General features: G+C 35.0%; 5 protein-coding genes. All 5 read left to right on the plus strand.

Features of this window, described 5'->3' with window-relative positions; genetic code table 11:
• Positions 1–4: 4 nt before the first annotated feature.
• The 5 genes from L2D08_RS10410 to L2D08_RS10430 all read left to right on the plus strand — a co-directional run bounded on the left by L2D08_RS10410 (position 5) and on the right by L2D08_RS10430 (position 14852).
• The gene (locus tag L2D08_RS10410; RefSeq protein WP_242233701.1) at positions 5–5242 is read left to right on the plus strand and encodes a helicase HerA domain-containing protein; all 5238 of its coding nucleotides are present in this window, start codon (positions 5–7) and stop codon (positions 5240–5242) included.
• Positions 5239–6075 carry a DUF4007 family protein gene (locus L2D08_RS10415; RefSeq protein WP_242233702.1) on the plus strand — a complete coding sequence of 279 codons (837 nt, stop codon included), beginning with the start codon at positions 5239–5241 and terminating at the stop codon, positions 6073–6075. The genes L2D08_RS10410 and L2D08_RS10415 overlap by 4 nt, the downstream gene beginning before the upstream one ends.
• Positions 6076–6129: 54 nt before the next feature.
• On the plus strand, positions 6130–10392 hold the full coding sequence (locus L2D08_RS10420) for a hypothetical protein (RefSeq protein ID WP_242233703.1): 4263 nt from the start codon (positions 6130–6132) through the stop codon (positions 10390–10392).
• A 249-nt stretch (positions 10393–10641) separates the two neighbouring features.
• Entirely contained in the window at positions 10642–11508 is an 867-nt protein-coding gene (locus tag L2D08_RS10425; RefSeq protein ID WP_242233704.1) for a DUF4007 family protein, read from the plus strand.
• Positions 11505–14852: a hypothetical protein gene (locus L2D08_RS10430; protein ID WP_242233705.1), complete on the plus strand. Its 3348-nt coding sequence runs from the start codon at positions 11505–11507 to the stop codon at positions 14850–14852. Before L2D08_RS10425 ends, L2D08_RS10430 begins: the two co-directional genes overlap by 4 nt.
• The last annotated feature ends 7 nt before the right edge of the window (positions 14853–14859 follow it).

Raw genomic sequence — 14859 nt, forward strand, 5'->3', positions numbered from 1 at the left:
TGAAATGAAGGCATATATTGAAAAGTTAAATGCATTTATTGGGGATAAAATTAGTAATACAGACGAAGCAACATTTATTCGCCTAGATTATTTTAATCATCCAACGATTTATCTAGAAGTAGCAAAATATTTGACTTCTCGTTTTGACAATTTAGAGGTTCAGCTTTCCGAAGAAAAATACGAAGTCTGGAAAGATGAATATCCAACAGAAATTGAAGAAATGCGCCGTTTAAGGTTCGTCAGTATAGATCAGCGCTTTACAAAGCTTCGTAATGAGTTTGGCGAGATGAAAAGATCTGTCGTTTTATTAGCTACAGAAAGCGTACAGGATAAAGGAGGCTTAGCAGACTTCTATTCGATTACACCAGCTGATATGAATACCAAATATAAAGGGAGATTTGCAGAGTTTTTTAGCACTTTAGACATTGACGATCAACGTGCTATTGCAATTATCAACCACCTTTTTACAAGTATTTTTAAACATGTTCCATTAGATCTATTAAAAGTGAGTGACATTGCAGATAGTGCATCGGAACTAAATTTATACCAAGTAGAAGAAATTGTTGAATACATTTTAAGAAATTTATGGGCGGAATTTGGATTGCCCAATATTCTTACCGTAAATAATAAATTACTGAGCGAACTGCACAAAGGCAAAACGTTCAAATTATTAGAAAGCGGCGAAAAGTTTATTAAGCGCGATGCTTATAAAAGTGGATTTAGTAATAGTGCTGAAAAGAAATTACGTGATAAATTTAGCAAATTTAAAGAACAAAATGAAAAGTTTATGGAGTATGAAGCAAGCATTAAAGCAACGTTTGGATCTTATGAAAAATATTGCGAAGATATTATAGACTTTGCTAAGGGAGAAAATTTAGAAAAGCTGCGTCCAAAACTAGCACAATTCGATCAAGCCATAACAACAGAAATTTTAGGCATCAAGACAAGCGGCCCAACACCAATTAAAGATCGAGTGATTAAATTAAAAGGCGAACCAATTCACGCATATTCACAGATGATCTTAGAGGTGTTATCGCAGTTGCCCGAGCCTGTACAATCTTCAGATAAAGTTGTAATCAATGTAACTGCTGCTAAGTTAGCAGAAGGGATTCTAGAAGAGGACCGTACTAATCGCTGGAATGAAATTTGCCTTGCTTTAGGTGGTCTTGTTGATTATTTGAATGTAGGGGTACAAAATGTTGTGGCGGTTGAATATAACAACAATGAAGATCCATTCGCCCTGAAGAATAAAGCTGCAGTTAATTTAGACTTTATAAAAACACCGAACGCTCTTTCAAAAATTAATTTTGAAGTTAAGTTGGCTAGTGATGAAAACTCCAAGTGGTTATTCGAATGGTCATTTAGCCCATTTGATTATTGGCTACAGTCATTTAATTTAATTCCATATATTGAACAGCAGCTTGCATTAGATAATGAAGATAAGCTGCCGATTTTCACCTGTAAGCAGTTAGGCAATTTGTTAACGAGTACTGATATTGCGTCATTCCATTACCAGTTAAACAATTACGAAATTGTCTTGCATAATACGTTAAAGATTTTTAAACAATCTAATACGAATGGCAATTTAGATGAAAGGAAAGTAATAAACAAACTTTATCGTTTAATTGAGCCATTTATGAAGTTTGTAATGGAAATCAATAATAATGGTTTTTACAATGCAATTAACGTTCAAAAAACAAGGGCAACGGCAGAGTTAATCAATACTTATGTGACGATCTACAATGATTTATGGAAAGCATATAGCTCGTATCCTAACTTTGAAAAAGAACATTTTTATTTAATTTCCAATCTATTTACAATCATTGAGGAAAAGGACTTCAAAGAGCGTAATAATATTGTGCAAGGAGCTATTATTCCGCCAATTCATCCTGCAATGCTAGAAAAAATTGAGGCTCAACAAGCGTTTATTCGCCAAGGGTTAGTAGACGTTTTAACTGATTTAGTAGAAAACCATGAATATGTGGAACTGTCAGATTGCCTACATAAATTATCTAAAGTAGAAAATCAATCTGCTATTTTATCTGGTGTCGATTGTTTAATTACGCAAAATGAAGTGAATCGTGCACCCTCACATGTGCTAGGTTATTATGCCTTACATGGCGAGTCGAACCGTACGCAAATTATTGATAGTTCTAATTTAATCGAGATGGGCTATGAGGATGATTTAGAAGAAAATAATGAGCTTAAAACGAGTTCTTCAAAAGCTTATATAATCCAATCCCATATTGCAGAATATATTAAAACATTCCCATCAAATGTAGACGCACTGTCGCTATGCTTCATTAATTTTGACCATCTATATCCAATCATTGAAGGGATTAAAAATTTCATCAAAGTACAGCAAAAACAAGCTGGAAAATTTAGTTTAGAGCTGGATATTTTGACGTCAAAAGTAAATTATAAAGCGCAAAATTATGTGAAACTATGGTTAGATCAAACGTTTAGTGTAGATGATGATATTGAGCTGAACATTCATTTTAATACGTACAAAAATACAGAGATAGCTAAATTAAATGAGCTTTTAGAATATAAAGCTTACGATCTAGCATTTATTGATAATTTATTGTACACAAGTGATATTAATTACAAAACGAATGTTGGGAAGAAAATTGCGCCAAGTGAAACAAAATTCCCAATGGTATTCAACCCGATTCCAGCACCTAAAAATAAAGATGAACGTAGTGTTTCGATCAGCCAAATGCAATTTGAAGCATCTTTTGCTCATTCACAATTAGTGTTCTGGGCGCAAAATGCTTATGCGAAAGAAAATGAGTTTTATCGTGTAGAAAAAGTGCTATCCGTTCAAAAAGGCATTAAGGATTTATTAGCCATTTTCCATGAAAAAGCGCGGTGGGTTGTTAGCATTGATACGGGGCTTGATAAGCAAATTTTTGATTCTGAAAATATCATCAGTTTTTCAACAGGAGAAGGTGTTTACGGGGAATTAAACGTTGCGATTTCAGCTTCTGTAGAAATGAAAAAGGATATTCAAGCACGTTTGGAAATGCGCTTGCGAAAGCTATTCCCGTCATGGCTGCCTGAAATGTATGAACAAGCTGCAGAATATTGCCTAGGAGACTCAGTCATTTTAGATGGTATTAAAATTCTAAGAGCGTTAAACCCATATGATTATGAAATCCATAGTTACTTATCGAGCCTATTAGCTGTTCATTCATTAAACGTTATAAAAATAAATGAAGACACACTACTGAAGAGCTTTATCTCATTAGACTCGTATGATCATTGGTTTAACCATGAGCCAAACCGTCCGGACTTATTAGAATTGGAAATCGTCCGTAATGAAGATGACCATTTACTATATATTAAAGCGAACCTAGTAGAATGCAAAATGGGTAAAGAAAATCCAATGCATATAGAAAAAGGAATGACACAGCTAGAGAACAGTTATAAATTCCTTTCAAGCGTGTTTTCACCAGACTCAGCAGCGCATGATCGCCGTTATTGGTTTGCTCAATTGTATCGCCTGCTAGCATTTTCGCCTGTCTACTTAACGAGCGATGAATTCGAGCGCGAGCGGTTAAACAGTGACTTGATGAAAATTTTAAATGGTGAATTTACAATTGATTGGAAAGCAACACTCTTAACATATTGGCTAGATTATAATGCTGAAGAGCTAGAGGTTATAACGATTCCTTTAGGCCAGGCAGATATTCAAGTACATCATCAGCCATATGGACAATTATATATCCAAAAACAATTGTTGCCAGAAGCAGAGCGTACAGCCGTCCAGTTTGAAGATGTGTCAAATAAGGAGTACGAACATTTTGCAGATGATGAAAAAACTTTCAAAGAAATTGCTAAAGAATTAAATCGTCAGATCGAAGAAGAATTTGTTGATGAACCAGTTGTTAAACCGGTAATTGAAATTCCACAAGTGAGTATTGTAGCAGAACCACCAATGAAGCCTATTGTTGTAAAACCATCGAATGGTAACCTAGTTACCGAGACAGATGATGCCGTGATAGAGCCTGATACCGTGGTTAATCCGCAGCCACAGCCGAAAGAACCAGATTCCCCGCCTGTGGTTATAGAACCAGTTATAGATGAGGGCCAAACAAAGCTGCAAGATGTACGGATTTTATTAGGGCGGGAACAGCGTACTAATAAAGATATTTATTGGGAATATGGCCATCCTAAATTAGAAAACCGTCACTTGCTAATTACAGGCACATCGGGGGTCGGTAAAACATATTTTATGCAATGCCTGTTGTTAGAGCTAGCAAATAATAATGTTTCCACACTAATTTTTGATTATACGGACGGCTTTAAGAAAAGCCAATTAAATGATGACTTTAAAGAAGCAATGGGCGGCAAGATCATTCAATTTAATGTGCAACGTGAAGGATTCCCAATCAACCCATTTAAGAGAAACTTAAAAGAGTATGACGAAGATGAATACGATTTAGAATCTGATATTGACGTGGCAGAACGTATCGCAGGGATTTTTTATGCAGTTTATAAAAAGAATGGTATTGGGGATCAACAGAAAAACGCGATCTACAAAGCAACTGTTAGTGGTTTACAAAAATATGGCGATAAGATGAGCCTAGATTATTTACGTAGTGAGCTTGAGAGCTTAGATAAAGGCAGTGCAAAAACAGTATTATCTAAAATCGACCCGTTAATTGATCGTAAGCCATTTGCTACGGAAAATCTGTTCGATTGGGAAGAGTTGCGTCGTGCAGCTGGAAAAGTCTTTATTGTTCAATTAACAGGGTTTAACCGCGATACGCAAGTGCTATTAACTGAATTTATCTTATGGGATATTTGGAGCTACAATTTATCGCATGGTTCAGTCGAAACGCCGTTCCCGGTTATCCTTGATGAAGCGCAAAATTTAGATCAGTCAGAAACATCACCGAGTGCGCGTATTTTAACTGAAGGACGCAAGTTTGGGTGGTCCGGTTTATTCGCTACGCAAACATTACAGCACCCAATTACTAAAGATGCGATTACACGTTTTCAAAATGCTAGTCAAAAAGTACACTTCTTACCACCAGAGGGTGATAATAAAAACATCGCTAGCTTCTTAAGCCCGGAAAGTGATGAACAAAAAACCTGGGCAACAAAACTTTCTAAATTATCAAAAGGGCAATGCGTAGTTGTTGGTTCAGATCGATTGCCGGATGGAAGTTTAGGGCCTAAATTAAAACACGTCATTGATGTAACGCCGTTGAACGAAAGGAAAAGGCACAAATGAGTAAAGAAGAGTTAGTAACGTATCATCTTAACTTTCACCAAAGTTTTGCACCTGAAATAGAGGCCATCTCACGTATTGTGAGCTTGGCCGATTCAGATGCTGGTTTCTTAACGAAAGAAGAGATTTCAGAGAAGACAATGATCCCTACGGGCAAAAGTTCTGGGAAAGTAGAGCCTCATATTTATTACGCGGCAGCAATGAAGTTGATTACTTTTGAAAAAGCAGATAGGAAGTATGAATGCAAATTAACAAGGTTAGGAAAGCTGGTTGTTTTAGAGGATCCATATTTAGTAGAGAATATCTCCAAATTATTACTGCATGTTTTTTTAGCTGATAAACATTCAGCTGCTATGTTGTGGTCATATTTATTTAATGAATTTATTCCTAAAGTAATGCCGGATTTTAATGATGAACTAATTCAAAATGCTATTGAGCGACACTTTTCTTCAAATGTTAACCTTACACCTTTTCGAACTTGTTACAGCAGCGACCTTTCATTAGGAGATCTAGGATTAATTCGTTTAAAGGACAAAGGTTATAAAATAGAACCACATCGTATTTCTAGGGAAAATGTCTATGTTTATGGATATGTATTGTTAGAAAAATGGGAACAAATTTTAGCAGATCGATCGGAAATTACGTTTGATGAGATTACAGATGTCTTATACTTTGGCAAGCCTTTTTTATGGGGAGAGCGACAGCTGCGTGATGCATTAGATTTGATGCAAGATGCGGGGTTGATTAAAGTTAATGCGCAATTGTCACCAATCACAATTATTAAAAATCAGAACTCTTCTTTCTGTTTAGATAATATGTATTCACTTTTAATTTGATTTCCAACAGATGAGTATTAAAACACAACAACGGTTGAAAGTGAGCTGAAAAGTATGTATAGATTCCAAGATATTATTCGATTTAAAAAAGAGTTGTACTTTAATGGGGCCGTACAGGTTGACTGGTTTTACAATGAAGAGAGGCAGTATGACGTAGCCAGCAGCTTCGTATTTCACGGCCCAGAATACTTTGGTGTAGCTAAGAATGAAATTGCTTTTAAGAGTCATCGTTTATTAGACACCGCTTCATTTACAAATGTATTAGTAGATAAAGTATATGGGGAAAGCCCCTTATCGAATTTCTTCTTAACAATTGCACCATACGGTACAGGTAAATCGCATTTATCTGTTGCACTAGCAAGCTTTTTAAGTGGGAATTTAAAAGCTCAACAAGCAGTTTTAAGGAATTTAAAATCGGTTGATGCAAATATTGAGCAACAAGTTTCAAAGCATGATTTAAAGCCAAATCTAGTATTGGTTTTAAACGGCATGCGCGATTTCAACTTGAATTACGAAATTTTAAATGCAACTCAAAAAACATTAACAGCCCATAATATCGATGCAGAGTTTTTGAAAGAATTAACTAAGTCTTATGATATTGCACGCGTGTTCGTAGAGAACACATTTAATAATTATCAAGAATTATATAAAACACATAGTGATATGTTAAGCAATACAGGTGCTAAGGCTAATTTGAAGCAATATTTAATTGATAATATTTTAAATGATGCGGATGTATTTGAAGTAATAAATAAAGTCTATAAAGAAATTAATGGTACATATATCCGTTGGGATGAAGGTGTATCAGCTGGTGATGTTTTAGAGAAGATTGCAGATAAGCTTTGTGGCGAACGAGAGCCATTTAATAAAGTAGTCTTGTTCTTTGATGAATTTGGCCGCTATATTGAATTTTCTTCAAACAATCCAACAAAAGCATCCGATGCAGCATTGCAACAAATATATGAAGCGGTACAAAATGCTGATGATAAAATTGTGTTCCTTGGATTTATCCAGTCAGATTTAAAATCATATTTAACGCGGGTCGACCGTACAGCAAATATTAATCGTTATGTTGGGCGTTACGAATCAAGTGAAAAAATCCACTTATCTTCAAACTTAGAAACAATTTTTGCAAATTTAGTTGAACGTAAAAATGTGAAAGCTTTTAAAGATGTAGTCACTTCTAAAATCGAAAAGAATGATAGTGAGTGGCAACAGTTCCACCAAAAATTTATGAAATGGGCTCCAGAAGCGGATAACTCAAGTGTTTGGAGTAACTATGAACATTTCAAAAAAGTGATTTTGGAAGGGATTTATCCGCTACATCCGCTTGCTTCCTGGATCTTGTCAAATTTATCTTCCTGGTTACAACAACGGTCATCGCTAACGTTTTTAGAAACGCAAATTAATGATTTAGCAGATCAGCAAGTTAATGAATTTGGGGACTTATTGTTAGTCCCAGCGACACGTATTATTCGAACTGAATTTTTCAATGAATTATTAGCTGCCGAACAAGAAGGCCGTAAACAAAGTGAGTATTGTATTTTATACAATCAAATTTTAACCAAATACGGTGATAAATTAGATGAGCGTTCAAAAGAAACATTAGCAGCTATCTTAATTAGTCGCATTGGTCGCTTTAAAACACACAGTAGGCATGAATCGGTTGAGCTAGTGGCATACGCTGCTGGACTCTCTGGGAAAGAAGTAGAGACAGCAATTAGCCAGCTTGAGGATCAATTTGGTGTTTTAAGTTACGATGAAGTCGCTAATGTCTTTGACTTTGTTGCGGACGCAATTGGTGTGAACGATTTTAAATTATTATTAAGAAAGAAAAAACGCAATCTCGAAATCGACATGTCTGTTATTTTCGATATGGGATTAGGTGGCGAACTACAACTAGGCGACATTGAACCCGCATTTGGTAAGCGTCATTTTATTAAAACGCGTGAATGGAAATTCACTCAAACTATTTTACATGTAAATGATTTAACATTGCGTAAATTAGCTAAAATTAAAACGGATCATTTAGAAGCGCTGGAACCAGATAAAGCAAAAGGGCAAATTATTTGGCTGTATGTACCGAGTGATTACGATCCAGAAAAATTCAAGGTAACTCAGCAACTGCTAAAAAAAGAAAAATTTGATGATTTACCAATAGCATTTTTCATTTTAGATGATAAGGAAGGTAGGTTTCATGAAGCTATTGCGGATCATCGAGTATCTCAAAACTTTACACAGCAAGAAATTGATAAATATCGAAGATTTATTACGGATTATCAAGAAAAAGCTCATTCAGTGCTGTTAGATGTATATCGCGACTTAGCATCGAAACGATTGTTAATAACAAGCACTACAATTGAAAAAGTTCCAAGCCGATTAATCATGTTTACAAATGAATTGTTTGAGCAGTTATATACCAGAGTAATTCCATTTTCCTATACTGAATTCGCTAATGTTAATTTAGGTAAAGCGAAAAAAGGTTTATCACGTATTAGTCGTATTGTGCTATCGAATGTAATTTATCAAACATTACATTCTGAGAGTGCGGATATCAAAGGACGTATTGAATCGATTTTATACCAAAAATCGGTCGAGTCTTGGGCTGTACTAAACGAGGAATATAACTTAATTGCTCCAAAAAATCCAAAAGTCCAGTCTATTTTTAGCGAGTGGGATCGCTTGTTAGAGGAAAACGGCGAATTCGAAATTCAAACATTGTTTGATAAATATCAAAAAGTGCCCTACGGAATTAACGACTATGCGCTTTCTTTATTAGTAGCAGTATACTTAGCTTCACGTCGAGAGGAAACAAAAACACAATTAGACAATCAACGTATTCGTTTAGAAGAATGGTCTATAAAAGTCTATACGGACAAAAATATTAACTTAAAAGCGATGTTTGCGACTAAGGTGGTTCAAGTTAAGCCTGAAGAATCAGCTAATAAATTTTTGAATTTATATAAAAAAGTTGTACAAAACAGCGATGTTAACATTGCTAAAGATTTGTATAACCAGTTTCATGATCTGAAGTTAGAAGAAGATATTCCAGTAGAGTTGGAAGATAAGGTAACAAATATGGAAATTCTTTTAAAAGAGGGTAATAGGTTATACGATGAAACGATAAAATTATTCGGTAATTTAAAACAAAAATTATCGGAAACAAAACGCAAAACAGATGATTTACGTGGTGTATTTGAGATTTTGGATATTACAAAAACTATTCAAAATGCAGTTGGCAGCTCAGACAAATATATTTATAATGATGCACAATTAATTGAAGCGCGTAGAATTGAAGATGCAGCTCATAAATATTTTGAAGAAACGTTCCCTACATTTTTAAGCACATTAAAATGTCAATCTAGGAGCCAAGCCACTTCTTTTGAAAGATGGTGTAGAAAGCAAATTGATTGGATGAATCGTTATGAATATAAAGCGGAAGCTAAAGCGCTAATAACTAAAGTTGAAGAAATTTTAGATAATCTAGATCCGATTCAAGATAAAGTAAATGAATATGTAACAAAATCTACACCTAAACCGGCTCTTGGTTATTCGCAGCTTATTCAGATCAAGGAAAATGGCGAGAAACTACTACCTTTCATTGGAAGCAGTAAGCTGAATGAAAAAGATAGAATAGCTAGTGAAAAGCAAGTAAACCAAGTTTTAGAACAAGCTAAAGCAGCTTTAAAAGTCTTAACAGATGAAGTAATGGAAATTTACGATGCGATTTATGATATTCAGACGCTAACAGATTGTCAAAATTTCTTTATGAAAGTGAAATTAATTTTAGCGAAGGATATTAAAGAAAATGACCGTGAAGGTATCGAAGAAGCAGCTAACCATCTTCAAAATTTCCTAAATGATACGCAGGCTCTACAAAACATAAAGGATCAACGTTATTTACTTTTAGAAGAATTCAATAGTTTACAACAAAAGTGGTCAGAAATTGAATCGGAAATCGATTTTGCTCTTGTGCTTGAAAACTATCAAAACACCTTAATTAAACGGTTAGACGATCAAATGTTTAAATGGTTCGAAAAATATGTTGATATAACAGATGACATTAATTCATGGGAAGTTAAGAACTGTACAACTTGGCTCACAGAAACCCAGGTGCTTCCGGGTTACCTAACCGAAACGGCCATTGAAAAAATTAGACTAACAGAAGCAAGTATCCAGAAACGATTAAGTGAACTAAGTATTGATGCCGTAATAGGCCTATTTAACAATTTGACTACTGAACAGAAAATAAAGGCTTTTGAAGAAATGAAAGAATATTTACTTGAAAACGAAATTATTTCTTTAGGAAAAGATTAATTTTTAGTAAGGAATTTCAGTTTTAAACTATTTGATCTATTATTGTAAAGGTAATAGATTAGTGCTCCATTCGAAGTCCCTTTTTTATCAAATTGGATCGCAGAATTACAAATTAAAATTTTTAATTTGATCGTCTAAATCATTTACAAAGAATCAAAAAACTAAGCAATAAGCTACACACATAGAAATATGCGTGTAGCTTCAATTATTTTTTCTGGACACGTGTCCTATCTAGAAAGGCTGAAGATTATGGGATTTGCACAACATCAAAGTTTTTATTTACGTCCGCAATGGCTGAATAAGGGGATGGACGAAATTCAAAAGGATTCTCGCTTTTTTTATCAAGAGGATCATTTTGAGCGACTAGGCATTGGTAAAAACATGGCCAAGTCTGTCCGCTATTGGATGAATGCCACAAAAGTAATGAAAGATGTAAAGACAACAACTACAGAACAGCATTTAACTCATTTTGGATCATTGGTTCATACCTATGACCCCTATTTGCAAAAAACATTTACTGTAGGATTGCTTCACTACTTCTTAACAACGGACGAATCTATTGCAACGACTTGGTATTGGTTTTTTAATATATTCAAGGAAGACGTTTTTGACCGCCAAACGGTCATGCTGGCGTTAGAAAAATGGGTAGGTGAAACACAAGAAAAAGCTGTTTCAACCAACTCTTTAAAAAGAGATATTGATTGTTTATTTTTAACATATCTAAATAAAAATTTTGAAAATGCTACTCCTGAAGATGTAATAAGAAGTCCTTTTGAGGAATTAGGACTGCTCATGCAGACGATTCGAACCAGTTACACGAAAATGCCACTGGTTGACGCTACGCATTATGATCTTCTGTATGCAGCACTTTTAATTTACGCACAAAAGCATCATACAAACGAGTTGAGCATTAGTGATTTAGTAAATGAGCCTGAGCTATGGGGGAAAATTTTTAATTTAAACCGTAGTACAATTGTTGAAGCCATAGAAGAAATGCAAAAAAGATATCCAATTGTCTTTACTCGGACAAATCGACTGGATATTGTTCGACTGAAAAATGTTATAGAACCTCTTGATTTCATTGAGCAGTATTATAAAAAGGAGGCGGCAAAATGAAGAAATTTCAGCCAAGTATTAACATCGTTTACGATATAGGCCGCCCAGAACTTTTTGATCAGTTTGTACCGAATATGAATCAAATCGATATCTTAACGGAGATTCTACAAGGGATCATTGAACAAAAGCAGCAAGCTCACCTAATGATTGGACCGTATGGAGCTGGAAAATCAATGGTTGGGGCTCTGGCAGCTTCTTTAGTCTCTGCACGAAAGAATAGCAAGGACGTTAAAAATTTTCTGCAAAACGTAAAAATGGTTAATCCGGAGTCTTTTGAATTGCTTGATGAGGCGTTGTTGCAAAAGGAAGTTAAATGGGTACCAGTTGCGATTACAGGTAAGTATGGTGACTTTGATCAAATAATTTTAGACTCCATTGTCAATGAATTGAGGAAGCAGGATATTTTTGTGTCCTTAAAGGGAGACAGTGACCAGATTTTAAAAACGGTGGCTTTGTGGAAACGTGAATACCCAAACACATATAAAAAACTTGAAGATTATGCTCGAAGAATTCATATAGAGCTGTCTGAAATGCTTTCTTATATTGAATCAGGTGATGAAGAATATATTCTTGAGTTTAAAAAAATGTATCCTCATTTAACGTCAGGTGCTGTTTTTTCGAGTGCTTCAACTATTTCTTTTACAGAACAAATGAATCATATTCTTAAGCAGCTTAACGGGAAAAAAATTGGTTTGTTTATTGTATATGATGAGTTTGGACGCTTTTTGCAGACAGTTCATCAGTCCGCTATTTATCAAACAATGCAAAGCTTGCAGGACTTGGCGGAAATGGGCAACAGATCATCAAATTTAGGTCTTTTATTTATTACACACACGGGTCTTCGGCAATATGCTGCTTCTAATAATAATCTTTCTAGATCTGAGTTAGAACGGGTTGAAAAACGCTTTGCGAACCATCGTCTAGAAAGTGACCCTTCTCTGTTTTACCGTTCTGCTTTTAAAGTGCTAGAGGCAACACGTGAAGGAGAAGGTGGAAGTCTCTTTCTATTAAAAGATATTGATTATTTACGAAATGAAATTATTAAATTTAACTTGTTCCCAGGTATGAAGCCATCTGAAATTGACGGTGCTATTTTAGAAGGCTGTCAGCCGATTCATCCTTTAACAATACGGATGCTGCCAGCTCTATCAAATATTCTTGGTCAAAATGACCGGACGCTCTACACCTTTTTAGCAGAAGCCGAGCAAAACTTAGAGGTTGCATCTTGGTATTATGCAGATCGTTTATTCGATTATTTTTATCCAGATGAATCAACGTTTTATTTAATTGAAGATCTTAAATTTTATCGCTTAGCCATGAGCTACCGACTAACGGAAGAATCTAAACGGATCGTTAAAATGATCACTTTAATGAATATTGCAAATCGCCCTTTCTCTATCACAAAACCATTTTTGCAATTTGCGCTTGGGATGAAAGCGGAAAGAGTAGATTATGCGATTAATGAACTTACAAATGCGAGATTAATTCGTTTTAATCGATTTGCAGATTCTTATGAATTGTACAGCGGCTCGATTGTAGAGTTTGAAGAGCTGTATCAAGAATTCAGCCAGTCTGTTATTTTAAACGACGAGAAACGAATCATGGCAATTGATCAATTGTTCTTAAACAAGTACTATTTGCCTCATGCCTATAACAGTAAAAAAAGCATGACTCGCTTTATTGAAGCGAAGTTCAGTTGGCATGATCAGGTATCAAGCATTCAGTCAACTGGCGATGGGCTAATTGTTTACATTCTTTATCGTAATAGTGAAGAGTATCAAGATTTAATTAAAATAGTAAAGGAAGATAAAAAAGAAAACATTCTTTTTTGTATTCCATCCCTAAATGTTGAACTTCTTCAAGAGAAAATAGATCAATATCTTTTATTAAATATGATTTTATCTGATCGCGAAAAATTAAAAGAAGATGAAAATTTAAAATCAGAAATTGAGATTCGAATCGAAAATGTAAAATACGATATTGAACAAATTTTAAAACCAATTCAACAATTTGATCCAGACACGTTGAGATGGATTTTTCAAGGCGAAGAACGGATGCCGTTTGAGTCAAAAGAAGAGTTAGAAGCTTTTTTAAGTGACTGGATGAACGATCGTTTTGAACATACATTGGAAGTGAGAAATGAAGGATTCAATAAGCGTACTGTGACAACTATGCAGAAAAAGGCAGCTATAAGCATACTAAGTATGCTGTTAAAGCCGGATTTTAATGGTGAAATGAATATTTCAGGGTATGGACCTGATTATTTAATTTATGCAACATTACTAAAAAATCAAGATTATCAAGTAGATGAGCTAGATCGGTTGAGAAATCCCGAGATGAGACGGATGCGGGAAGATTTAATGAAACAGGTGCGGGCTCATCCAAGAGGAAAGATTTCCGATCTATATAAAATCCTTTTAGAAGATCCGTATGGCATGAGAGAGCCATTAATCCCGATTTTAACTATTGCCTTGTTAAAAGACGTCTGGGGCCAGATGGCCTTTTATGCAAATGATTTTTATGTAAGTGAAATGAACGCAGAGCTTCTTTATCAAATTTTAGAACAACAAGTTGATTTTTATGAGTACGAAATGTATCAGTTGTCCGAAAGTACAATAAACGCTTTAAAAGTTGTAAATGATGTATTTTTTGATCAGCAAAAGACGGTGCAGCCAGTAATCTTATTTGGGGCTTTAACGGATTGGCTCAGAAAGTTACCTCGATATACACAAATTACTGAAGAGCAAAGGCAGGATGTTCTTGCTTTTAAAGCATCTATACGACACAGTGAAACCGACCCTCTTGAGGCTGCTTATCGAATTGAGAAATTACTCAATGATAAGAATGATGCGGAGGGATGGCTGCATCAGCTGAAAAATGAACTAGAACAACATCTAACCAATAAAAGAGATCAACTTGAAAATGAAGTCAGTAGCATACTGGGTGCCGAAGATTGGGCAGATTGGATTAATGAAAATCAAACATTAATTCAACAGCAGCCTGTTCTTTCAAACATGACTAAAAAAATTCAAGATGGTGAAGATTGGCTTCCTTACTTAATTGAAAAAACAGTAGGAGCTCATTTGAAAGATTGGTCAGATATTACGTATGATTCTTTTCTATCGTCTGTTAAACAGTTAGCAGCTTCGCAAGAAGATTCAGATGTTATTAAGATTATGACGAACGATCAAACAGTAATGAAATTGCAAGAAGTAGAGCTTTCAGTTAAAGGGAAAACAGTTTATAGCAACGTGAGCCGAATTGTGCAAGCGGGTGGACGGACAATGTCGAAAGAAGAAGTGAAATACATTATGTATAAGATATTGACCGAGCTTGATCAATAAAAAAACG

The sequence above is a fragment of the Domibacillus sp. PGB-M46 genome (assembly GCF_022668875.1).
In the GTDB taxonomy this organism is placed as follows: Bacteria; Bacillota; Bacilli; order Bacillales; family Domibacillaceae; genus Domibacillus.

Coding starts and splice junctions, on each gene's coding strand:
- L2D08_RS10410 (WP_242233701.1), top strand. CDS start 5: ATGAAGGCATATATTGAAAAGTTAAATGCATTTATTGGGGATAAAATT.
- L2D08_RS10415 (WP_242233702.1), top strand. CDS start 5,239: ATGAGTAAAGAAGAGTTAGTAACGTATCATCTTAACTTTCACCAAAGT.
- L2D08_RS10420 (WP_242233703.1), top strand. CDS start 6,130: ATGTATAGATTCCAAGATATTATTCGATTTAAAAAAGAGTTGTACTTT.
- L2D08_RS10425 (WP_242233704.1), top strand. CDS start 10,642: ATGGGATTTGCACAACATCAAAGTTTTTATTTACGTCCGCAATGGCTG.
- L2D08_RS10430 (WP_242233705.1), top strand. CDS start 11,505: ATGAAGAAATTTCAGCCAAGTATTAACATCGTTTACGATATAGGCCGC.